At 63.9% G+C, this 20,867-nt stretch carries 22 protein-coding genes; 16 read left to right on the forward strand and 6 right to left on the reverse strand.

Annotated features, from left to right (window positions below; genetic code table 11):
* Positions 1-8 precede the first annotated feature (8 nt).
* The 3 genes from Tel_16550 to Tel_16560 are packed head-to-tail and all read left to right on the forward strand — an operon-like array spanning position 9 to position 2,566.
* Entirely contained in the window at positions 9-1,037 is a 1,029-nt protein-coding gene (locus tag Tel_16550; GenBank protein ID ALP54630.1) for a hypothetical protein, read from the forward strand.
* A complete protein-coding gene (locus Tel_16555) occupies positions 1,034-1,891 on the forward strand; it encodes a hypothetical protein (protein ID ALP54631.1) in 858 nt (285 codons plus the stop codon). The genes Tel_16550 and Tel_16555 overlap by 4 nt, the downstream gene beginning before the upstream one ends.
* Positions 1,892-2,566 (forward strand): hypothetical protein, encoded by a 675-nt coding sequence (locus tag Tel_16560; protein ID ALP54632.1) that lies wholly within the window; start codon positions 1,892-1,894, stop codon positions 2,564-2,566.
* Positions 2,567-2,831: 265 nt separating this feature from the next.
* Here the strand turns inward: Tel_16560 and Tel_16565 are convergent, their stop codons facing one another.
* From Tel_16565 to Tel_16590, 6 genes are read right to left on the reverse strand one after another with little or no spacing between them, the layout of a single operon-like run.
* Entirely contained in the window at positions 2,832-4,439 is a 1,608-nt protein-coding gene (locus Tel_16565; GenBank protein ID ALP54633.1) for a hypothetical protein, read from the reverse strand.
* A 14-nt stretch (positions 4,440-4,453) separates the two neighbouring features.
* Positions 4,454-6,190 (reverse strand): hypothetical protein, encoded by a 1,737-nt coding sequence (locus Tel_16570; GenBank protein ALP54634.1) that lies wholly within the window; start codon positions 6,188-6,190, stop codon positions 4,454-4,456.
* Positions 6,187-7,158, reverse strand: coding sequence for a hypothetical protein (locus Tel_16575; GenBank protein ID ALP54635.1), 972 nt, complete (start codon positions 7,156-7,158; stop codon positions 6,187-6,189). The genes Tel_16570 and Tel_16575 overlap by 4 nt, the downstream gene beginning before the upstream one ends.
* The gene (locus Tel_16580; GenBank protein ALP54636.1) at positions 7,152-7,598 is read right to left on the reverse strand and encodes a hypothetical protein; all 447 of its coding nucleotides are present in this window, start codon (positions 7,596-7,598) and stop codon (positions 7,152-7,154) included. Before Tel_16580 ends, Tel_16575 begins: the two co-directional genes overlap by 7 nt.
* Entirely contained in the window at positions 7,595-8,479 is an 885-nt protein-coding gene (locus Tel_16585) for a hypothetical protein (protein ALP54637.1), read from the reverse strand. The genes Tel_16580 and Tel_16585 overlap by 4 nt, the downstream gene beginning before the upstream one ends.
* Positions 8,479-9,471 carry an AAA family ATPase gene (locus tag Tel_16590; GenBank protein ALP54638.1) on the reverse strand — a complete coding sequence of 331 codons (993 nt, stop codon included), beginning with the start codon at positions 9,469-9,471 and terminating at the stop codon, positions 8,479-8,481. The genes Tel_16585 and Tel_16590 overlap by 1 nt, the downstream gene beginning before the upstream one ends.
* 97 nt (positions 9,472-9,568) lie before the next feature.
* Between Tel_16590 and Tel_16595 the strand changes: the two genes are divergently transcribed.
* From Tel_16595 to Tel_16655, 13 genes are all read left to right on the forward strand, one after another.
* On the forward strand, positions 9,569-10,378 hold the full coding sequence (locus tag Tel_16595; GenBank protein ALP54639.1) for a hypothetical protein: 810 nt from the start codon (positions 9,569-9,571) through the stop codon (positions 10,376-10,378).
* A gap of 202 nt (positions 10,379-10,580) precedes the next feature.
* Entirely contained in the window at positions 10,581-11,201 is a 621-nt protein-coding gene (locus Tel_16600) for a heme ABC transporter ATP-binding protein (protein ID ALP54640.1), read from the forward strand.
* A gap of 3 nt (positions 11,202-11,204) precedes the next feature.
* On the forward strand, positions 11,205-11,873 hold the full coding sequence (locus Tel_16605; protein ALP54641.1) for a heme ABC transporter permease: 669 nt from the start codon (positions 11,205-11,207) through the stop codon (positions 11,871-11,873).
* 21 nt (positions 11,874-11,894) lie between these two features.
* Entirely contained in the window at positions 11,895-12,653 is a 759-nt protein-coding gene (locus Tel_16610; GenBank protein ID ALP54642.1) for a heme ABC transporter permease, read from the forward strand.
* A gap of 157 nt (positions 12,654-12,810) precedes the next feature.
* Positions 12,811-13,263, forward strand: a complete 453-nt coding sequence (locus tag Tel_16615; GenBank protein ALP54643.1) for a cytochrome C biogenesis protein CcmE — start codon at positions 12,811-12,813, stop codon at positions 13,261-13,263.
* On the forward strand, positions 13,263-15,269 hold the full coding sequence (locus Tel_16620; protein ID ALP54644.1) for a cytochrome C biogenesis protein: 2,007 nt from the start codon (positions 13,263-13,265) through the stop codon (positions 15,267-15,269). Before Tel_16615 ends, Tel_16620 begins: the two co-directional genes overlap by 1 nt.
* On the forward strand, positions 15,269-15,793 hold the full coding sequence (locus tag Tel_16625; GenBank protein ID ALP54645.1) for a thiol:disulfide interchange protein: 525 nt from the start codon (positions 15,269-15,271) through the stop codon (positions 15,791-15,793). Before Tel_16620 ends, Tel_16625 begins: the two co-directional genes overlap by 1 nt.
* Complete coding sequence (locus tag Tel_16630; protein ID ALP54646.1) at positions 15,790-16,269, forward strand: hypothetical protein; 480 nt, start codon at positions 15,790-15,792, stop codon at positions 16,267-16,269. The genes Tel_16625 and Tel_16630 overlap by 4 nt, the downstream gene beginning before the upstream one ends.
* 2 nt (positions 16,270-16,271) lie before the next feature.
* Entirely contained in the window at positions 16,272-17,552 is a 1,281-nt protein-coding gene (locus Tel_16635) for a hypothetical protein (protein ALP54647.1), read from the forward strand.
* A 9-nt stretch (positions 17,553-17,561) separates the two neighbouring features.
* Positions 17,562-18,101, forward strand: coding sequence for a hypothetical protein (locus Tel_16640; GenBank protein ALP54648.1), 540 nt, complete (start codon positions 17,562-17,564; stop codon positions 18,099-18,101).
* Positions 18,102-18,252: 151 nt separating this feature from the next.
* Positions 18,253-18,498: a hypothetical protein gene (locus tag Tel_16645; GenBank protein ALP54909.1), complete on the forward strand. Its 246-nt coding sequence runs from the start codon at positions 18,253-18,255 to the stop codon at positions 18,496-18,498.
* Positions 18,499-18,512: 14 nt separating this feature from the next.
* Positions 18,513-19,625: a regulator gene (locus tag Tel_16650; GenBank protein ID ALP54649.1), complete on the forward strand. Its 1,113-nt coding sequence runs from the start codon at positions 18,513-18,515 to the stop codon at positions 19,623-19,625.
* Positions 19,622-20,860, forward strand: a complete 1,239-nt coding sequence (locus Tel_16655) for a regulator (protein ALP54650.1) — start codon at positions 19,622-19,624, stop codon at positions 20,858-20,860. Before Tel_16650 ends, Tel_16655 begins: the two co-directional genes overlap by 4 nt.
* Positions 20,861-20,867: the final 7 nt, after the last annotated feature.

Raw genomic sequence — 20,867 nt, forward strand, 5'->3', positions numbered from 1 at the left:
CTGCTGCCATGATGTTCGGACTGCGCAGGTTGGCCTCGACCCGGCTGACCTTGGTGGGAATGGCCCTGCTCGCGGTCGGGGCCGGCTTGAGCTATGACAATCCCGATGACGTCTCGGCCTGGGTGCTCACCGCGCCGTTGCTGTTGCTGGCTCTGAATCTGCTCGCCGCCATTATTACCCAGCCCGGCATCAACCGCCGCCCCGGGCTGTTGATGTTCCACATCGGGTTGCTTTCTATTTGTATCCTGGCGGCGCTGGGTCGGCTGACCCATTTCGAATCCCGTGTCGAGATCAGCCAGGACAGCGCCTTCGATCCGCGCGCCATGCAGGAGATCAGTCAGGGACCCTGGCATGCAGATGAACTGGACAAACTCCGCTTTGTCCAACAGGGCTATACCGTGGAGTATCGGCCGGGCCTGGTGCGCGGCAAGACGCGCAGCCAGGTGTTGGTCCCCGACGGGCGCAGCGGCTGGGAGCCGCGGGTGGTCGGCGACGACACGCCCCTGATTCTGGACGGTTATCGTTTCTACACTACCTTTAACAAGGGGTTTGCCGCGGTGCTGAGCTGGATTCCACGGCAGGGCGAGGCGGTCACCGGCACCATACACATGCCGTCGTATCCGCTGTTCGAATACAAGCAGGCCAACAGCTGGATACCGCCGGGCAGTGACGCGCAGATAAAGTTCTGGCTGCGCCTCGACACCGGTTATGACCTGGAGTCGGAATGGTTGTTGGACCACCAGCACACCGAGGGCGTGCTGGTGGTCAACGATGGCGACCGGCGTGTCGAGTTGCAGGCCGGGCAGGGCATCGATCTGCCGGGCGGCCACCTGCGCTATGAGGCGCTGAGCACCTGGATGGGTTACAAGATCTTCTATGATCCGACCCTGAAGTGGCTGTTCATCGCCGCCGTGTGGACGGTGTTCGGGCTGAGTCTGCACTACTGGAGCAAGTTCCGCCATCAGCCCCTGGCCGAATCCGGCGCCAAGCAAGCACAGCAGGACAGTATTATGAACTACAAGGTGACAAACTCATGACTGCCATACCGATCGAAGTCCCCTGGATGTGGGCGGGCCTGGTGGCCTATGCCCTGGCCACCTTGCTGGCCTTCAAGAGCGTCTGGCACTTGGGCGCCGAAGGGCCGGGCGCCGCCATGACCTTGCCCAGCCGCAGCACCGAGCGCTGGATTCTGATATGCATCGCCAGCGGCGTGGCGCTGCTGGCCGCCGCCCTGGCGCTACGCTGGATGCGTCTCGGTCACGGCCCCTTCGTCAATCTGTACGAATTGTTAATAAGTCAGCTGTTCAGTCTCGGCCTGATCTATGCGCTGGTCTACTGGCGCGTGCCCAAGCTGCGCGCCAGCGCGGTCGTAGTGTTGCCGTTGATCTGGATTCTGGGCACCTGGGTCCTGTTCCTGGAGCCTGAAGACAGCCTGTTCCCGCCCACCTATTCCAATAACTGGCTGTGGGCCCATGTGGGCTTCGGCAAGGTGTTTCTCTCTTTTTGCCTGGTGGCGGCCGGCCTGGCCGGCGTCATTTTGCTGCGCGCCATTCCCCGCTTCGCGCGCAGCTTCTCACACATGAGCGATGCCGCCTTGGACAACCTGGCCTGGCGCTTCATGATGCTGGCCCTGATCTTCGACAGCCTGATGCTCATCGCCGGCGCGGTCTGGGCCCAGGACGCCTGGGGCCGCTTCTGGCAATGGGATGCCCTGGAGACCTCCTCCTTCATGACCTGGCTGTCCATCGCCGCGGGCATCCATGCGCGCCTCAGCTACAACATCCCGGTGCGCATCGGGGCAGTGGTCATTCTGGCCATCTTCGGCCTGGCCTTCACCACCTATTTCGGCGCGCCCTTTTACAGTGAAGCGGCCCACAAGGGAGTGATCTGAGTGCACGGCCTGATGGAAAAGACCACCACCTTCACCGCCCTGGCGCTGGTGCTGATGATGCTGGCATTGCTGTCCGGCTTCGCCAATCGCGCCCAGTTCGCCTATCAGCCGCCGAGGCTCGAAAGCGAACCCCCGATCGATGCCCAGGCCGATCCCCAGGGCCACGCCCGTCAATACCGTGCGCGCCTGCTCGATGAGCGTTTCCAGCAGGCGGTGGCCATGTTGCACGCCAAACGCTATGACTTCGCCATCACCGCTCTGCACCGCGTCATCGAGCTGGCCCCCGAGATGCCCGAGGCATATGTCAACATGGGCTACGCCCTGATCGGCAAACAGGATTACCAGGCCGCGGCCGACTTTTTCAGCGCCGCCATCGAACTCAAGCCCTACCAGGCCAACGCCTACTGGGGCTTGGCGGTGTCGCTGGAACAGCTCGAGGATCTGGCCGGGGCCATGGGCGCCATGCGCACCTTTATCCATCTCTCGCCGCCCAACGATCCCTTCCTGCGCAAGGCCCGTTCGGCCTTGTGGGAGTGGGAGTCCACCCTCAAGCGCGGCCCCTTGCCCGAGGCGGAACAGGAATGGATTGAACGACGCAGCGCCGAATGGGACGAGCGCAATAGCCTGGAGGCCGATATGCCCGCGGCGCGAGAGCGCGCCATCGAGGTGAATTAAGCCGTATGCCTCGCTGGCCAGCGCTCTTCTGGGGGGAGAGGGACGTGGCGGCAATCTTGGGCCCGCCCACGCGTTTATTCATAGTCGACTGACAAAGGTGACCTGCTCGTGTGCCAGCAGTGGCGCGAGGTCCGACCGGCGCATGGATCGCTTTTTGTCATCGACGTGAGTGATCGACCCAGACCACGCCAGGCCGACCGCAGACCATTGTTTCCCGTTCACTGAGTAATCACGCAAGGCGTCACGCCCATCCCGATGGTTAGGCCTATGGGCGCTGAGAAAAACTTTCCGCTCGCCATGGGTCGCTGGTGTTTGATTGGCTGGGTACAGGCGTCTTTTTTATCAAGCTCAGCGCCTGTTGTACCTTGGCCTGAACATCTGCTTCGGATTGTTCTCCATGGCCGTAATAAAAGCGCTGCACGGCGCGCACGGCATCGAGCACCACCCGATCGTCGGGCTGATGTTGCAGCCATTGCTGCACGCCTTGCTCCAGGGTTCTGCTGTTCATGGCCGCCAGCAATTGCTGTTGCAGCGGCTGACGCTCGTCCTTGGCCGGCCCGGCCGCCGGGGCCTCCGATAGTGTACTGACTTTGGTCCGATTCGGTTGCCGTCGCCACAGGTAAAGCGTGCTCAGCCACAACAGTGCCAAAACCAGCGTGCTGATGTGCCAAATCCCGATCCCGGAGGGGACCTCGGCGGCAGCCGCGCCGGCTGCGTTCACGGCGGTGTCCGTAATGTCCGACGCCGGTTGCGGCAGCGTGCCGGCGGCGACGCTGATGGTGCGGCCCGGTAGTTCCACCAGCGCGGCTTGGCCGCGCTCAGGATCGAAGTAGGGAACCCGGATGGCGGGCAGCTCGAATTCGCCGGCCGCCAGGGGCATGATGCCCAGGCTGTAGTCGGCCGCGTCCATGATGCCGCTGCTGTCCTGTTGGGTGTGATAGCGCGCCGGGTCGGGGAACAGTTTCAGGCCCGCCGGCAGTTCGATGCCGGGCAGCAGGCGCGGCAGGGTGGTGACGCCCACCGGGGCCTTGAGGGTCAGCGTCCATTCGCTCAGTTCGTATTGGGTGAAGGCCTCGGGCAGCGGCTCAGCCGTGAGTTGCGGCGTGCCGACGATAATGTCGGCGGGCACATCTGGCGGCAGGGCCTGTACCTGAAATTCCAGGCGCTGGTGCGGCAGGCGCAGTTGGGCGCCGGCTTGGGTGGTGACCCAGATGTCGGGCAGCTCCACCGTGAAGGGACCGGCCTGGTTGGGAAACACCGCCCAGGCGCTGCGCTGGACCTCGTAGTCCAGGCCGTCGATGCGTTCCTGGCGTGTCTCCTGCGGCAACTTCCAATTGGGCAACAGCTCGATCTGCACCGGCGCGGTCTCGACGTTGCTGCCCAGCGAGGCCGATTCCAGCGCCACCCGGTGATAGAGATCGACCCAGGCCACCAGCTGCTGGCCGACCCAGGTCGATTCCGATGCTACGTCGGCGCCGCTGCGCACGAAGACCTCATCCGGTAGCGCGGCATCTTGTTTCAATACTTCGATCTCGATCGGCGCGCTGCTCAGGCCGTCGATATGGAAGGCGGGGATGGTGAGGGTGCCGCTGCGAGTGGGAAAGATTTCCACCTGGATTTCGGAGGTGGAGCGCCCCTGGCCGCGATAGATATTGTAGTGGGTGCTGGCCTCGGGACGGCCCACGTCGAAGGCGTCGCCGAGCCGGGTCAGGTCGATGTTGGGGTCGACGCCCTGGGCGCGCAGGCGCGTGTCGCTATTGATCAGCGACAGGGTCAGCAACAGCGGCTCGTGCACTTGCAGCTGGGTACGGTCGACGCTGGCGCGGAATTCGGCGCCCCAAGCCGGCCCCAGCCACAGCACGCAGACGAGCATGGCGACAACACGCCTTACCATGGTTTTTCCTCCACCGTGCCCAGGGCGCGCTTGTCCTCGATCTCGAAACGGCGTTTCAACAAGGTCTGACTATCCTCTTGTAGATTGCGGTACTGCTGCCAGGCCTGGCGCGGCGCTTGGCGCTCGGTATCCGGCCGCTGGCTCCATCGTGCCAGGCTCTCGCGCAGCGCCGCGTCGGTCTTTTCGCGTGCGCCGCGTTGATTGCCTTCGGACGTGCTCAGCTGTGCGGCGTGCTCGCTTTCGCCAGACAGGGGCGTGCCCGTGGCCATGCCGCCGGCGCCGCTGTCCGTTTCGGTCTGGCCGGGACCGGGGCGGGCCTGTTCCGCCTCTGATTGTTGCCGCGCGCCCCATTGCTGACGCGCCCGCTCCAGCAGCAGCAGATTGTGGCTGGCGCGCGGGTAACTACCGCGCAGCTCCAGCGCCCGTTCGAAGGCGGCGACGGCCCGGTCCAGCTGATGCAGCTGGCTCAGGGCCCTGCCCTGGTTATAGGCGGCGCGCGCACGGGCCTCGTCACTATCGGCGCGGCCATAGGCCCCCTCGAAGGCCTGCAATGCCGCTTGCCATTGGCCCAGGCGGTAGGCCGCCGCCCCCTGACCCATGAGTCCGGCATAATTATTGAGTTCACTGTAAGTTTCAAGGGCGCCTCGATTTGCGCCGCTGTGCAGCTGTTGCAGACCCCGGGCCTCGGTCCAGGGGGCGGCCTCGACGGGGGCTGCTGGGATCAGGGTCAGACCGAGCAGCAGCGTGGCCAGCCCCTGGGGACGGCTGACGGTCTGCCAGAACAGGATCAGCAGGGCCGCCAGGATCAGCAGCGGAAACAGCGGCTGGCCGATGCGGGTGTCGATTTCGGCCTTGAATAGGGCCTGTTGCAGGCGGTTTATCTCGGCCTCGAGCTGCGGCCAGATGGCCGCCTGCAGGTCGAAGTAATCGCCACCGCCGGCGGCGGCCAGGCGGCGCAGGGTGTCGCGCTGCAAGTGCGAGGTGAGGATGGCGCCTTGCCGGCGTACCAGCCGCCCGCCCGCCAGGGGCACCGGCGCGCCCTGGACGGTGCCGACGCCCAGAGCGATCAGGGTGTGTCCGGCCTGGCGCAGGTCGGTGGCCGCCGCCAGCGCGGCGGGGTCGTGGATCTCGCCGTCGCTCACCAGCAGTACCAGGCCGCCGGTCCTGGGCGCATTATCCAGGGCCTGGCGCGCCAGGCGCAGGCCGCGGCCCAGGTTGGAGCCGGTGACATAGGCCAGGCTGGGATCGAGTTCATTGAGGAAATGGCGGAAGGCGCCAGTGTCCTCGGTCAGGGGCAGCACGGTGTAGGCGTTGGCGGAGAAGGCGATCAGGGCCAGGCGGTGGTGGTCCAGCCCTTGACTGAAATCGGTGACCATCGTCTGCGCCCGGGCCAGGCGGCTGGGCTGGATGTCCTGGGCGCCCATGGAGGGCGAAATGTCCATCACCACGGCGATGTTGGCCGCCAGTTTTTCGATCTCTTGCGGGTTTTTCTCGACCAGATAGGGGCCGGCCAGGGCCAGGCTGAGCAGCAGCCAGGCGCTCATGAACCCCAGCCGGCGCCGGCGTCCGGCCCGCAGCGGCGCGCTCAGCACGCGCGCCCAGAGATGGCGCTGGATGAACTGCTCCAGGCGCCCATATCGTCGATCCGCAGCCGGCGGCCAAAGCAGCAAGGGCAGGGGCAGCAGGGCCAGCAGCAGCCAGCCGGGGTGAAGCCAGTGCAGCGCGCTCATGCCATCACCTCGCGCGCGCCACGCCGACGCGCCATGGCGAGCAGCAGCAGCCCGGCCAGCAGCGGTGCCGGATACCACTCGAACGGCGGGCTGTCGGTTTGCTCCAGCGGCAGGGTCTCCAGCCGCTCGATGTCGGCCATGATCTGTTGCAAGGCCTCGGTGTCGCCGGCGCTGTAGTAGCGGCCGCCGGTGCTCTGGGCCAGGCGTTCAAGCAGCGCCTCGTCGGTTGGCACGGCAACGAAGTCGGGCTGTTGCGCCGGACCGCGCTGGAACAGCACCTTGCCCGGTTTGCCGACACCGATGGTGTAGATCTTCACCCCCTTGAGTTTGGCGATCTCCAGGGCATTGAGGGGGTGAATGTCACCTGAGGTATTGCTGCCGTCGCTGAGCAGGATCAGATTGCGCGAGCGCGGGTCCAATTGCTCCAGCCGTTTCACCCCCAGGGCGACGGCCTGGCCCAGGGCGGTCTTCTGTCCCGCCATGCCCTGCTTGACCTCGCCGAGCAGGCGCCGGATTAGGCCCAGGTCGCCGCTCAGGGGGGCGAGGGTGTAGGCGTCGTCGGCGAAGACCAGTAGGCCGATGCGGTCGCCGCGGCGCTGGTCGATGAACTGGCCGGCGACGTGCTTGACCGCCTCGAGGCGGTTCACGGCCCGACCGTCGACGACAAAGTCCTGCGCCTTCATGGAGCTGGAGATGTCGATGGCCAGTAAAAAGTTGCGCCCCTGGTGTGCGCCGCCGTCCAGCCACTGGGGCCGGGTCAGGGCCAGCAGCAACAGCGTGCAGCCCAGCAGCCACAGCCAGGGGGCGCGCGCCCGGGTCTGGCGGCTGAGGCGGGCCAGCAGGGCGGCCTGGGGGTGATACAGGGCGGGGGATTCGCGCCTCTTGTCGCGTCGTCGCCGGCCCAGCCACCACGCCAGCCAGGGTAATGGCAGCGCCAGCAGCCAGACGGGGGTGGCCAGGCTCAGCATTGCAGCCATTCCCGGATTTGGTTGAAGGTCTGTTCGCTCAGCGTGGCCTCACGCTGAGGCTGGTAGCGCAGCTGTGCCAGGGCGCTCAGGAGGGCGTGCCACTCGGCCGCTTGATGCGCCAGCTGCGGTGGTGGGGTAGGCTCCAGCTGCCTGAGTCCCAGCCCCAGGCGCAGCAGGGTGGCGAGTTGGTAGGCGGCATCGCGCGCTTCCAATTCGCCTGTTTGCCAAGCGTGTTGCAGTTGCTGCAAACGGTGGGCGGCCTCAGCGGCGGGCGTCTGCTGGGGGCTCAATTTGCGCTTTTGTCGAATCACCAACACAAGGATCAGCGTGCTCAGCGCAATCGCCGCCACGCTCCAGGTCAACGGCCACCAGTCGGGCTCGGGCGGCAGTTCGATGCCGGCCAGGCGCGCATTCAGTTGCTGCCACTGCTGGTCGTTCATAGGGCCCGGGCCAGGGTCGGCAGGGGGTCGCGGTCGGTGAAAAGCTGTTGGTGATGCATACCGCTGCGTTTAAAAAGCTGTTCCAGTTGCTGTTGGTGTTCATTCATGGCGGCAGCGTATTGGCGGCGCAGCTCGGCATCATCGGTGTCGATGACCAGCTCCCGACCGTCGAAGGGGGAGCGGATGTGCAGTCGACCCACCGCGGTTAGGGTTTGTTCTCCGGCGTCCACAATCTGCAGGGCACATACGAGATGGCGCTCGGTCAGTTGCTTCAGCGACGCCAGCAGGGCATCGTCCCAGTGTTGAAAGTCACTGATGAGATAGAGGCTGTCCTGCCGCCGCGCCAACTGGTGCAGTTGTGCCAGCGCCTCGGCGGCATCGACGGCGGGATAGTCATGCCCGGGGGCGCGATTGGCGGCGCCGATCAGGGCCAGGGCGCGGTCGAGGTGGGTGCCGGGCTGGAAAAACTCGGTCTCGCGGCCCGCCACCATGCCGCCGATCTCGGCCCCCTGGCGCAGGGCGGCGAAGCCGATCAGGGCGCAGGCGCGGGCGGCCACGGCGGCCTTGAGTTCACCGCGGGTGGCGAAGGCCATGCCGGGATGTTGCTCCACCAGCACCAGGATGCGCTGGCGTCGTTCGGCGCGGAATACCTTGCTGATGGGGCGGCCGCTGCGGGCGCTGGCGCGCCAGGCGATGTGGCGTACGTCGTCACCCAGCTGGTAGGGGCGCAGATCCTCCAGTTCCAGTCCGGCGCCGCGCTGCCATGCGGTTTGCGGGCCGCTCAGTGGGCTGCTGCCACGGGCGCGCAGGCCGCCGAGGCGGCCGGCCTGAAAGCGCAGCAGCTCCAATTCCCGTGCGCTGAGGAGAGCGTCGACCGCCATCAGGGGATGGGGACGATGTCCACCAGTTGTTGGATGATTTGGCGCGCCGTAATGCCCTCGGCGCGGGCGGCGAAGCTCAGGCCGATACGGTGGCCCAGCACGTCGTCGGCCAGGTCGACGATGTCGGCCGGTTCGACAAAATCGCGTTGACGCAAATAGGCCAGCGCACGGGCACAGCGCGCCAGGGCCAGGGTGGCGCGCGGCGAGGCGCCGTAGGCCAGCCATTCCTTGGCCTCGGCAATCCAGGCGCCGGGATTGCGCGTGGCGTTGACCAAGGTGACGCAGTAGCGTGCCAGCATCTCATCCATATAAATAGCGTTGACCTGGTCGCGGGCGGCGATGATCTCGTCCGGACTCAGCACCGCCAGGCCGCTCTCGCGACCGCCGTGTTGCAGCCGCTCGGTCTCGCGCTTGAGGATCTCCAGCTCGTCGTCCTGTTGCGGATAATCCAGCTCCACTTTCATCAAAAAGCGGTCCAGCTGCGCCTCCGGCAGGGGGTAGGTGCCCTCTTGCTCCAGCGGGTTCTGGGTGGCGATCACCTGGAACACGGCGGGCAGTGTACGCGTCATACCGGCGACGGTGACCTGGCGCTCCTGCATGGCCTCCAGCAGGGCCGACTGCACCTTGGGCGGGGCGCGGTTGATCTCATCGGCGAGGATGATCTCATTGAAGATGGGCCCTTCGATGAATTTGAACTCGCCCGCCTGGGACAGAAAGATTTCGGTGCCGGTGATGTCGCCCGGGATCAGGTCCGGGGTGAACTGGATGCGGCGGAAGCTCAGCGCCATGCCGTCGGCCAGGGTGTGGACCGCGGTGGTCTTGGCCAGGCCGGGCAGCCCCTCCAGCAGCAGATGGCCGTCGGCCAGCAGGCCGATCAGCAGCCGCTCGATCAGGCTGCCCTGGCCGACGATGGTGTGCTGGATGTGGCGCCGCAGGGTCGCCAGTTTGCTGTTCAGGTTAGCGTCTGTTTCGGGAAGAGTTTGCTGGTTCATACGTTTCGACTGGTCGCCTGTTGCGGGGTCACGTTATCATCGCCGCTTCGGCGAAATAGTAACACGGTCAATTCATCGACGCGGAGAGCAGCGAGCAGTGAAAACAGAAGAGCGGCGCGCCATTCAATTGGTGATCGGAGTAGTGGTGGTGCTGGCCCTGGCCGGCGGTCTGGCGAGCCTGGGCTATCAGCAGGTGGCTAAGCGCCAGCAGCTGATGGAGCGGCTCGATGAGCTGGAGACCGTCACCAACAGCATCGGCATGCAGCTGGTCAAGGTGCCGGGCGGCAGCTTTACCATGGGCAGTGAAGAGTATGGCCCCACCCGCGAGGTGCAGGTGATGCCGTTCTATATCGGCACCCACGAGGTGACCCAGGCCCAGTGGCAGGCGGTGATGGGGTATAACCCCAGCCTGTTCGAGGACCCGCGCCGCCCGGTGGAGAATGTCACCTGGCTGGAGGTGCAGGGTTTTCTCGAAGAGCTGAACCGGCGCGAAGGCACCAACAAATACCGCCTGCCTTCCGAGGCGGAGTGGGAATACGCCGCCCGCGCCGGCAGCGAATCACGTTTTTTCTTCGGCGACGATCCGGGGCAACTGCGCCGCTATGCCTGGTTTGGTGTCGACAGCCGCAGCGGTACCGCGCCGGTGGGGCAGCGCCTGCCCAATCGCTGGGGGCTGTACGACGTCTACGGCAATGTCTGGGAATGGGTGCAGGACTGTTGGCACGACGACTACAGCGGCGCGCCCGACGACAGCCGCGTCTGGGGTGGCGGTGATTGCTCACAGCGCGTGGTGCGCGGCGGCGGCTGGGCCAACCGGGCCGGTTATCTGAGTTCGGCGCTGCGCGGCACCTACGAGGCCAAGTTCGAGGATGCCAGTAACGGCTTTCGGGTAGTGATGACGCCTTGAGGGGGTTATGAAACGGCGCAACAGGCGGTGGCGATTGTGCGCGGCCTGTTTGTCTATGACCAATATGTCAATCTGCTTTCAGAAGGTGCCGAGCCCCTGCGCTGAGAAGGGGAATCCGCCGGCCGTCCGGTCCGGGACAAGCGCCCCGTTTAATGTATAATCGTCGGTCTTTTTGGGTCCGGCAGAATAATAATTAAGGTTCATGCTCAATATCGCCAATCTGGAATGCGTGCGCGGGGACAGGCAGCTCTTTTCCGACCTCTCCTTCGCCATGGACGGGGGCAGTCTGCTGCACGTGCACGGCGCCAATGGCAGCGGCAAGACCACCCTGCTGCGTGCCATCGCCGGCTTGGTGTTGCCGGAGGCCGGCGCGATCCAATGGAACGGGGTTTCCACCCGCAAGCTGGGCGAGGACTTCAACCGCGAGCTGCTCTACCTGGGTCATCACGACGGTCTCAAATTCGAGCTCACCGGTTATGAGAATCTGAATATTTTTGCCAGATTGAGCGGTTTCAATATCAGTGCGCGCCAGGTGGAGGTGGCCCTGAAACGCATGGGATTGGCGCGCTGCGTGGAACTTCCGGTGAAAGTGCTGTCTCAAGGACAGAAGAAGCGGGTGGCCTTGGCGCGCCTGTTGTTGCAGCCCGCCAGGCTCTGGATCCTGGACGAGCCCTTTGTGGCCCTGGACGTGGCGGCGGTGAGCCTGTTGCTGGAATTGATCCAGCAGCATGTGGCCGACGGCGGCATGGTGATCCTGACCACGCATCAGGCGGTGGATGTGGACGTGGGCCAATTGCAGCACCTGCATTTGGGCGAGCACTGAGCGATGTTCGCCGCGCTGAAGTGTATTATCGGCCGCGACCTGACCCTGGCCATGCGCCATCGCTCCGATGTCTTGACGACGGTGTTCTTTTTCATCATCGTCGTCTCCCTGTTTCCGCTGGGGGTGGGGCCGGAGGCCGAGTTGTTGCGCGCCATGGCCGGGGGGGTGGTGTGGGTGGCGGCGCTGCTGGCCTCCATGCTGTCGTTGACGCGCCTGTTCGCGGACGACTATAACGACGGCACCTTGGAGCAGTTATTGCTGGTGCCCCAGCCCTTGTCGCTGTTGGTGCTGGGTAAGATCGTGGCCCACTGGATTATCTCGGGCCTGCCGCTGGTGTTGATGGCGCCCTTGCTGGGACTGCAGTTCGGCCTTGGCGGTGACGCCCTGCTGATGCTGGTGCTGACCCTGCTGCTGGGCACGCCGGTGCTGAGCCTGATCGGCTCAATCGGCGCGGCCCTGACCCTGGGTCTGCGTGGCGGCGGGGTGTTGGTGTCGCTGTTGGTGTTGCCGTTGTACATTCCGGTGCTGATCTTCGGCGCCGGGGCGGTGGAGGCCAGCGGCGCCGGTCTGGGTGCGGAGGGGCACCTGTCGTTGCTGGGGGCGATACTGATCCTGGCCCTGTTGCTGACACCCTGGGCCTCGGCGGCGGCACTCAGGATCTCGATAGAGTAATTAAAAGACATAACAAGAAGTATGGCGATTAACTGGTTTAAATATTCGGCACCGTCCAGCTTTTACCCCTTGGCGGGCAAGCTCGCCAAGGGCTTTGCCGTGGTCTCGGTCATTCTGTTGGTGATCGGTTTGTACATGAGTTTTTTCGTCGCGCCCACCGATTATAAACAGGGCGAGGGCTACCGCATCATGTTCATCCACGTGCCGGCGGCCTGGATGTCCATGTTCATCTACGTGGTCATGGCCGGCTGGGCCGCGGCGGGCATGATCTGGCGCACCCGCCTGTCATCCATGATGGCCTCCGCCCTGGCCCCCACCGGCGCCATGTTCACCTTCATCGCCCTGTGGACCGGCGCCCTGTGGGGCAAGCCCATGTGGGGCGCCTGGTGGGTGTGGGATGCGCGCCTGACCTCCGAATTGATCCTGCTGTTTTTGTACATCGGCTTCATGGCGTTGGAATCGGCCATCGACGATCCGCGCCGTGCCGCCCGCGCCAGCGGCCTGTTGGCCCTGGTGGGGGTGGTCAATGTGCCCATCATCTATTACTCGGTGCAGTGGTGGAATACCCTGCATCAGGGTGCGTCCATCAAAATGGGCGAGGGCGGCATGGAGACCAGTATGACCGACATCATGCTCTGGACCCTGCTGATCATGACTTTCGCCTGCTGGTTCTATACCCTTGCCGTGGCTCTGACCCGGGTGCGCAGCATCATCCTGGAGCGCGAGCGCAATACGGTGTGGGTGAAAGAGATGTTGCAGGAGGAAAACGCTCATGGCTGAGTGGTTTGCGATGGGCGGGCACGGTACTTACATCTGGGGGTCGTTCGCCGTGACGGCCCTGTTCATGATCGGCGAGGCGCTGCTGGTGGTGCGGCGGCGACGAACTTTGGTGCAACGGCTGGGTCGTATGATTCGTATGAATTCCGAGGTGAAGTAAATGAGGGCGAGACACAAGCGCATGATGTTCATCGTGGTCGGGCTGGCGGGCCTGGGGGTGGCTGCGACGCTGATCCTGAGCGCTCTGCAGAGCAATATCAATCACTTTTTCAGTCCCACCGAGGTGGCCGCCAATCAGGCGCCCCAGGATCGCACCTTTCGTCTCGGCGGCCTGGTGGAGGTGGGCAGCGTGCAGCGCGAGGACGACGGCCTGACGGTGCACTTCAATGTCACCGACAACGCCGAAGTGGTGGGCGTCACCTATACCGGGATTCTCCCTGATCTGTTCCAGGAGGGCCAGGGGGTAGTGGCCCAGGGTAAACTCGGCAGCGGCGGCGTATTCATGGCCGACGAAGTGCTGGCCAAGCATGACGAGACCTATATGCCGCCGGAAGTGGCCGAGGCGCTGGAAAAGGCGGAACAACAAAAAACATCCTCACAAGGAGGTATCTAATGATTCCCGAGATAGGCCATTTTGCCCTGATTCTGGCGCTGTGTCTGGCCCTGGTGCAGGGGATCATCCCCATTGCCGGTGCTCAACTCAATCTGCGTTCCTGGATGGCGGTGGCACGCCCGGTGGCCCAAGGGCAGTTCATGTTTCTGGTGATCGCCTTCGGCTGTCTGGTGTATGCCTTCGTCAATGACGATTTCTCGGTGCTCTACACCGCATCCCACTCCAATTCGCTATTGCCGGTGCAGTATAAAGTCGCCGGTGTCTGGGGCGGCCACGAAGGCTCGCTGTTGCTATGGGGCATGATGCTGGGTCTGTGGACAGCGCTGGTGTCGGTATTCAGTAAGAAACTGCCGGATGAGATGGTGGCGCGCGTCATCGGGGTGATGGGGCTGATCAGTGTCGGTTTCATCCTGTTCATGCTGCTGACCTCCAATCCCTTCGACCGCTTGCTGCCGGCGGCCCCCGACGGTCGCGATCTGAATCCGCTGTTGCAGGACCCCGGGCTGGTGATCCATCCGCCCATGCTCTACATGGGCTATGTGGGCTTTTCCGTGGCCTTCGCCTTTGCCATCGCCGCCCTGCTGGGCGGGCGTCTCGACGCCGCCTGGGCGCGCTGGTCGCGACCCTGGACCATTGTCGCCTGGGCCTTTCTCACCGTCGGTATCGCCCTGGGCTCCTGGTGGGCCTACTACGAACTGGGCTGGGGCGGCTGGTGGTTCTGGGACCCGGTGGAAAACGCCTCCTTCATGCCTTGGCTGATGGGCACGGCCTTGATCCATTCCCTGGCGGTGACGGAAAAACGCGGCGGCTTCAGGAGTTGGACCGTATTGCTGGCCATCTTCGCCTTTTCACTCAGCCTGCTGGGGACCTTCCTGGTGCGCTCGGGCGTGCTGACCTCGGTACATGCCTTTGCCACCGATCCGGAGCGCGGCGTGTTCATCCTCGGCTTTCTGGTGGTCGTGGTCGGTGTTTCGCTGTTGCTCTACGCTTGGCGTGCGCCCAAGATCGGTCTGGGCGGCAAGTTCGATCTGGCCTCCAAGGAGACCATGCTGCTGAGCAACAATGTTCTTCTGGCGGTGGCCGCGGCCATGGTGCTGTTGGGCACCTGTTATCCCCTGTTTGTAGATGCCCTGGGGCTGGGCAAGGTCTCAGTGGGGGCACCCTACTTCAATGCGATGTTCGTGCCGCTGATGGTGCCGCTGGTGTTCCTGATGGGCTTGGGTCCCATCGCGCGCTGGAAAAAGGCCAGTCTGCCGGACATGATGGTACGGCTGAAGTGGGCCGCGGCGGTGAGCATCGCCACAGCCATTCTGGTGCCCTTCGCCATGGGTGAATGGGTGTCACTGGCGGCGCTGGGTATGTTGATGGCGGGCTGGATTATCGCCACCGCCGCCTACCACACCTACAGCCGCTTCAAGTCCACCAAGCCGGACCAGCCCTGGGGGCTGCGCCTGAAGGCGATTCCGGCCGGTTTCTTCGGTATGCATCTGGCGCACATCGGGGTGGCGGTGGCCATCATCGGCGTCACCTTGGTGACTAACTACGAGACCGAGAAGGACGTGCGTATGGATATCGGCGATACGGTCGACGTGGGCGGTTATACCTTCCGCTTCGACGGCGTAATCGCGACCAAGGGGGCCAATTATACCGCTAACCAGGGCATGATCCGGGTCCTACGCGACGGCCATGAAGTGGAAACCCTGCGTCCGGAGAAGCGTATCTATACGGTCCAGACCATGCCCATGACCGAGGCGGCCATCGACACCAGCGTCTGGCGCGATATTTACGTCTCTCTGGGTGAGCCGGTCAGCGGCGGCGCCTGGAGCGTGCGGGTCTATCACAAACCCTTTGTCGTATGGATCTGGGGCGGGGCGGTGTTGATGGCCTTGGGCGGTATCCTGGCGATTTGCGACAAGCGCTACCGTGTCATGGCGCGGCGCGACAGCAAGATTAAGGCCGAGTCGCCCCTGGCGGCCGCCGGCAAACTGGCGACGGAGAAGAGCTGATGCTGCGTTATCTGGTGCCCCTGGTGATTTTTGCCGTGCTGGCGGGGTTTCTCTATATCGGCCTGAGCCTGAATCCGCAGGCGGTGCCTTCGCCCCTGATCGACAAGCCGGCGCCCAGCTTTGAGTTAAGTCAGTTACACAGCCCGGCACAGACCGTTTCGCGTGAGACCCATCTGGGCAAGGTCTGGCTGCTTAACGTGTGGGCCTCCTGGTGTGTGTCCTGTCGCCAGGAGCATCCTCTGTTGATGCAACTGGCGCGCAGCGGCGAGGTCCCCATCGTCGGTCTGAATTACAAGGACACCCGCGCAGAGGCCGTCGGCTGGCTGGAGGATTTCGGCGATCCCTATACCGTCAGCGGCTTTGATGTGGACGGCCGCGTGGGCGTGGATTACGGCGTCTACGGCGTACCCGAGACCTATGTCATCGACAAGCAGGGCGTGATTCGCCACAAGCATACCGGGCCGGTGACCGTGGAGGCGCTGCGCAATGAGATCCTGCCCCTAGTAAGGAAATTGAACGGATGATGAGTAAAGTAATTGCAACGGTGCTGTTGCTGACGGCGCTGGGGTCGGCGCAGGCCGACGAGGCGGAATACACGAGCGGTGACCCGGTGATGCACAATCGTGTCATGGGCGTATCGGAAGAGCTGCGCTGTCTGGTATGCCAGGGGCAGTCGCTGGCCGATTCCAATTCCGAATTCGCCGTCGATATGCGTCAGCAGATTCAGGAGTTGATGGAAGAGGGCATGACCGACCGCGAAGTGGTGGAATTCATGGTGGAGCGCTATGGCGATTACGTGCGCTACCGGCCGCCGCTGAAGTCGACCACCGTGCTGTTGTGGTTCGGTCCGGCGCTGTTGCTGGGCCTGGGGATCGGCATTCTTTATTTCAACGTGTTGCGGCGCAAGAAACAGATTCAGGATGTACCTCTGTCCGCCGAGGATCAGCGCCGTGCCGCCGAGATGTTAAAACAGAACGAGTCGGGGGACGGTAAGGCATGACAGTGTTTTGGATTGTGGTCGGCTGCCTGGTGGTAGCCGCGTTGTTGTTTGTCGTGCCGCCGCTGTTGCAGCGCAAGGCCAAGGCCGAAGTGGAGCGCGCCGCGCTCAATGTGTCGATCTATAAAAACCAGCTGCAAGAGCTGGAAGACGATTTGGCCAACGGCGATATCAGTCAGGAATATTACGACGGCAGTCGCGAAGAAATACAACGGCGCCTGCTGGAAGATACCGCCGTCGCCCAGAGTGATATCCGCGACGGCAGCAAGGGGCTCAATGCCGGGGTGGCGGTGGTGACCGCGGCGGCGGTGCCGGTGCTGGCGGTGACTCTGTATTTCAATCTGGGCAGCCTGGAGGCCATGAATCCCGAGCAACAAATGGCTCAGCAGGCGGCGTCGCCTCACGGCGATGAAACCGACATGGCGGCCCAGATCGAGATGATGGTCGGGCGCCTGGCGCAACGGCTGCAGGACAACCCGCAGGATATCGAAGGCTGGGTCATGCTGGGGCGGTCCATGTCGGTGCTGGGGCGTTATGACGAGGCGGTGCAGGCTTACGAAAACGCCATCCGCTTTGCCGGCAATGACCCCAATGTGCTCACCGATTATGCCGACGCCCTGGCCATGGCCGGCAATCAGAGTCTGGAAGGCAAGCCGCTGGAGCTGCTGCAAAAGGCCTTGTCCATCGACCCCAACAACCAGAAGGCCCTGTGGCTCATCGGGACCGCCTTGTTTGAGCGCGGTGATTTTGCCGGCGCCATCGAGCATTGGTCTCATTTGTTGGATCAGTTGCCGCCCGGCTCGGAAGATGCCGATGTGATGCGCGCCAATATCAAAGAGGCCGAATCCTATCGTCAGCGCCAGCTGGCCGGTGAGTTCGGCCCGGTACCGCCGCAGCAGTCTCTGCCCGAGGTTCAGGCCGAGACGCAAACCGCCACGGCCCCGGCCCAGATCAGCGGCCGGGTGAGCCTGGCCGCCGGGCTACGCGATAAGCTGTCGCCGGACGCCACCCTGTTCGTGTTCGCCCGCGCCGTCAACGGTCCGCCTATGCCCTTGGCCATCGTCCGCGCCCGGGCCGGCGAGCTGCCGCTGGAGTTCAATCTGGACGAGAGCATGGCCATGATGCCGAGTATGAGTCTGGCCAATTTCAATCAGGTGGTGGTCGGTGCCCGTATCTCGGAAAGCGGCAACGCCATGCCCCAAAGCGGCGACCTGCAAGGCATGACCGAGGCGGTCGCGGTGGGCACGGACGGGCTGGAGATCGTCATCGATTCTGTGGTGCCCTGAGGCCGACCTATGCGTCGCGTCCCCGCGGCTGCCGCCATCCTGCTGAGCGCGCTGGCGCTGCTTGGCTGCAGCGATCAGGCGCCGATCAGCGACAAGCTCGAGATCGGCGCGCCCCTGCCCGCCATCGAATTGCAGCGTCTCGACGGCGCCCCGGCCGATGCCCTGCGCGATTATCGCGGCAAACTGGTGGTGCTCAACCTGTGGGCCACCTGGTGCGAACCCTGCCGCCGTGAAATGCCCAATCTGCAACGCTTGAGCGAGACACTCGATGGTGCGCGCTTCGCCGTCATCGGCCTGGCCCAGGATGAGGACGACCACCTGGTGCGCGAATACCTGATCGATAAGGACGTGGATTTCGCCCAGCATATCGATCGGGGCGGCCAGCTCACCCAGCAGCGGCTTGGTGTGCGTGTGTTTCCCTACACCCTGCTGATCGCCCCGGACGGCCGCTTGATCCAGCGCATTACGGGGCCGCGCGAATGGCAGCGCGAGGAAGTGATCCGGCTGTTGGAACGGGTCTATGCCGGGGACTACGCCGCGCTGCGCTAGGCCATGTCGGCGACAGGTCGGTGCCGGGATGGTAGAATCCGAGCAATTTATCAGCAAGTTTCGAGAGTGACTATCGATGAGAGCGAAAACCAGTGTCAGCCTGTTCACCCTGTTGCTCGCCCTGGGCGGTTTCCTGAGCGCCGGCGGGGCCATGGCGGCCGATCCGCGTAACGGCGCCAAACTCTACAATCAGCACTGTTCCAGTTGTCACGGTGCGCGCGGCCAGGGCGCCATGCCCGGCACGCCCGATTTCAGCCGCGGCGAGGGCCTGCGGGTAGCCAACGCCTCACTGCTGACGGTGATCGAGAACGGGTCAGGGGTGATGCCGGCTTATCGCGGTCTGCTCAGCACCCAGGATATCTTGGACGTCATTTCCCATCTGAGAACCTTCCAGTAATGCGCTGGCGGTACATGCTAATTACCGCCGCGCTGCTGGCGGGATGCTCCGACACGCCGCCGCCCGAGGCGCCGGCGGTGGCAAGCGCGGCGGCCGCGCTTGAGATTGACGACCCGTGGCAAGTCATCGACGCCTTCGAGGTCGGGCGTGATGTCTACGTGCGCGCGCTGGCGTTAGAGCCCGGGGCCGACCGGCTCTGGGTGGGCACCAGCCTGGGCGTGAACGAGGTGGATCTGACCGATCAGTCGCTGCGCAATACCTTTACCCGTGCCGACGGGCTGGCCAACGAATATGTGTTTTCCATCTTCGTCGACAGCGGCGGCTACACGTGGATGGGCACCAACGGCGGCGGCGCCTCGCGCTACAAGGACGAGCAGTGGCAGGTGTTCTTTCCCATGCACGGTCTGGCCGATTATTGGGTCTACAGTTTCGCCCAGCAGGACGACGGTACGGTCTGGATCGGCACCTGGGCCGGTGCCAATGAGTGGGATCCGGACAGCGGCGAATTCAAGACCTACTATGACGAGCTGGTCAACGAATGGGTCTACGGCATCGGTGTCGATTCCAAGCAGCGCGTCTGGTTCGGCACCGAGGGCGGCGTCTCCATGTTCGATGGTGAAAACTGGCAGGCCTGGACCCACAGGGACGGCCTGGGTGCCGCCAATCAGGACAACCTGCCTATCAGTCTCAACACGGGCTTGGGTACCCGCTCGCGCCACGACCTGAATGTGATGGCGGATGGCCAACCGACCTATAACCCTGATTACGTGTTCTGTATCCATGTAGACAAGCAGGACGGGGTATGGGCCGGCACCTGGGGCGGCGGGGTCAGTCGCTTCGACGGCGAGCAGTGGCGCAATTACAGCGTCGACGACGGTCTGGCCGGCGCGCTGGTGTATAGCATCGCCGAGGCCGATAACGGGGATATGTGGTTCGGCACCAACAAGGGCCTGAGCCGCTTTGATGGCGAGCATTGGTTCAATTACGGCCGCGAGGACGGACTGCTTTCCGAGCATGTCTACAGCATCGCGCTGATCTCGCCCGACGAGGTCTGGGTCGGGACTCGCGGCGGCGTCACGCGCTTCGGCCGCGCTGTGGCGCAACAAGAGGCAGGTAAGGCAGAATGAAATTCAATCCAATATTCGGGGCCATCGCCGTGCTGTTCGGTGCGGCGGTGATTGTCGGTGCCTATCAGCTGGGCCAGCAGGGCGCTGAGCCCGCCGCAGCCCAGCCACCGCCACCGAGCAGTGCGGGTACGGCGACGGCGGAGCCGAGCCGGCAGCCGCAGCAGGACGCGGCCCTGTTTCCCGACGCCGTCCAAGCCAATGCGCCGCGCTTTAGCCATTTTCGCGTCGGCAACCGCAACGTCAAGAGTATTTACGCCGACGGTCGCTATGTCTGGGTCGGCACCTCGGGCGGTGTGATTCGCTATGACACCGAGCACGATGATTACGAGTTGTTCAATAACAAAAACTCGGGCCTGCTCTCCAACGGCATTTTTCATATCAGCCGCCTCGATCACCGCATGGCCATCGGCACCTACGGCGGCGGTCTGGCGCTGTTCGACCCCGAGGCCGGCAGTTGGCAGATCGTTAATATCCCCCAGGGACTGGCGGATCAATTCGTCTACGACGTGATGAAACTGGATAACGGCGACGTCTGGATCGCCACCTGGTCCGGCGCCAACCGGGTCCGCAACGGTGACTTTGACAACCCCGAGGCCTGGGAGACCTTCACCGTAGAGAATACCCACGGCGGCCTGCCCAACCCCTGGGTGTATGGCGTCGAGGAGGGCGCCAACGGCGATATCTGGTTCGCCACCGAGGACGGTTTGGCGCGCTATCGCGACGGTCAGTGGCAGAACTGGCAACACTCGGACGGCTTGGGGGCGGATTACGAGGTGGTCAAGGACGCCATCGAATTCAAGAGCGATCCGGGCCAGGCCTCCATGCACCATTCGCGGCAGAAAGATGAACAAGGGCTGCAAAACGTGAAGGTGGCGTATAACCCCAACTATGTCATTTCCATGCAGGTGGAAGAGGACGGTACGGTCTGGGCCGGCACCTGGGGCGCCGGGCTGTCACGCTTTCGCGACGGCGAGTGGAAGAATTTTACCTCGCTGGACGGCTTGCCGGCGGATCATATCTTCATGCTCTATCTCGATCCCCAGGATAATCTCTGGATCGGCACCAGCAAGGGCCTGGCGCGGTTTGATCGCGACAGCGAGACGTTTTCGGTCAGAACCATGAATGACGGGCTTTACGCCCAGAATGTGTTCTCCATGAGCAACGGCCGCGACGGGGATTTGTGGATCGGCAGCTTCGGCGGCGTTGCGCATATCGAACATGGCTGGAACCGATAAGCAAGGT

The sequence above is a fragment of the Candidatus Tenderia electrophaga genome (assembly GCA_001447805.1).
Taxonomy (GTDB): Bacteria; Pseudomonadota; Gammaproteobacteria; order Tenderiales; family Tenderiaceae; genus Tenderia; species Tenderia electrophaga.

What these genes read in the sequence shown, in the direction of transcription:
- Tel_16600 (ALP54640.1), top strand. Translation starts at nt 10,581, where the DNA reads ATGCTCAATATCGCCAATCTGGAATGCGTGCGCGGGGACAGGCAGCTC.
- Tel_16640 (ALP54648.1), top strand. Translation starts at nt 17,562, where the DNA reads ATGCGTCGCGTCCCCGCGGCTGCCGCCATCCTGCTGAGCGCGCTGGCG.
- Tel_16645 (ALP54909.1), top strand. Translation starts at nt 18,253, where the DNA reads ATGGCGGCCGATCCGCGTAACGGCGCCAAACTCTACAATCAGCACTGT.
- Tel_16615 (ALP54643.1), top strand. Translation starts at nt 12,811, where the DNA reads ATGAGGGCGAGACACAAGCGCATGATGTTCATCGTGGTCGGGCTGGCG.
- Tel_16565 (ALP54633.1), bottom strand. Translation starts at nt 4,439, where the DNA reads ATGCTCGTCTGCGTGCTGTGGCTGGGGCCGGCTTGGGGCGCCGAATTC.
- Tel_16555 (ALP54631.1), top strand. Translation starts at nt 1,034, where the DNA reads ATGACTGCCATACCGATCGAAGTCCCCTGGATGTGGGCGGGCCTGGTG.
- Tel_16620 (ALP54644.1), top strand. Translation starts at nt 13,263, where the DNA reads ATGATTCCCGAGATAGGCCATTTTGCCCTGATTCTGGCGCTGTGTCTG.
- Tel_16575 (ALP54635.1), bottom strand. Translation starts at nt 7,158, where the DNA reads ATGCTGAGCCTGGCCACCCCCGTCTGGCTGCTGGCGCTGCCATTACCC.
- Tel_16580 (ALP54636.1), bottom strand. Translation starts at nt 7,598, where the DNA reads ATGAACGACCAGCAGTGGCAGCAACTGAATGCGCGCCTGGCCGGCATC.
- Tel_16585 (ALP54637.1), bottom strand. Translation starts at nt 8,479, where the DNA reads ATGGCGGTCGACGCTCTCCTCAGCGCACGGGAATTGGAGCTGCTGCGC.
- Tel_16570 (ALP54634.1), bottom strand. Translation starts at nt 6,190, where the DNA reads ATGAGCGCGCTGCACTGGCTTCACCCCGGCTGGCTGCTGCTGGCCCTG.
- Tel_16590 (ALP54638.1), bottom strand. Translation starts at nt 9,471, where the DNA reads ATGAACCAGCAAACTCTTCCCGAAACAGACGCTAACCTGAACAGCAAA.
- Tel_16605 (ALP54641.1), top strand. Translation starts at nt 11,205, where the DNA reads ATGTTCGCCGCGCTGAAGTGTATTATCGGCCGCGACCTGACCCTGGCC.
- Tel_16650 (ALP54649.1), top strand. Translation starts at nt 18,513, where the DNA reads ATGCTAATTACCGCCGCGCTGCTGGCGGGATGCTCCGACACGCCGCCG.
- Tel_16610 (ALP54642.1), top strand. Translation starts at nt 11,895, where the DNA reads ATGGCGATTAACTGGTTTAAATATTCGGCACCGTCCAGCTTTTACCCC.
- Tel_16550 (ALP54630.1), top strand. Translation starts at nt 9, where the DNA reads ATGATGTTCGGACTGCGCAGGTTGGCCTCGACCCGGCTGACCTTGGTG.
- Tel_16655 (ALP54650.1), top strand. Translation starts at nt 19,622, where the DNA reads ATGAAATTCAATCCAATATTCGGGGCCATCGCCGTGCTGTTCGGTGCG.
- Tel_16630 (ALP54646.1), top strand. Translation starts at nt 15,790, where the DNA reads ATGATGAGTAAAGTAATTGCAACGGTGCTGTTGCTGACGGCGCTGGGG.
- Tel_16625 (ALP54645.1), top strand. Translation starts at nt 15,269, where the DNA reads ATGCTGCGTTATCTGGTGCCCCTGGTGATTTTTGCCGTGCTGGCGGGG.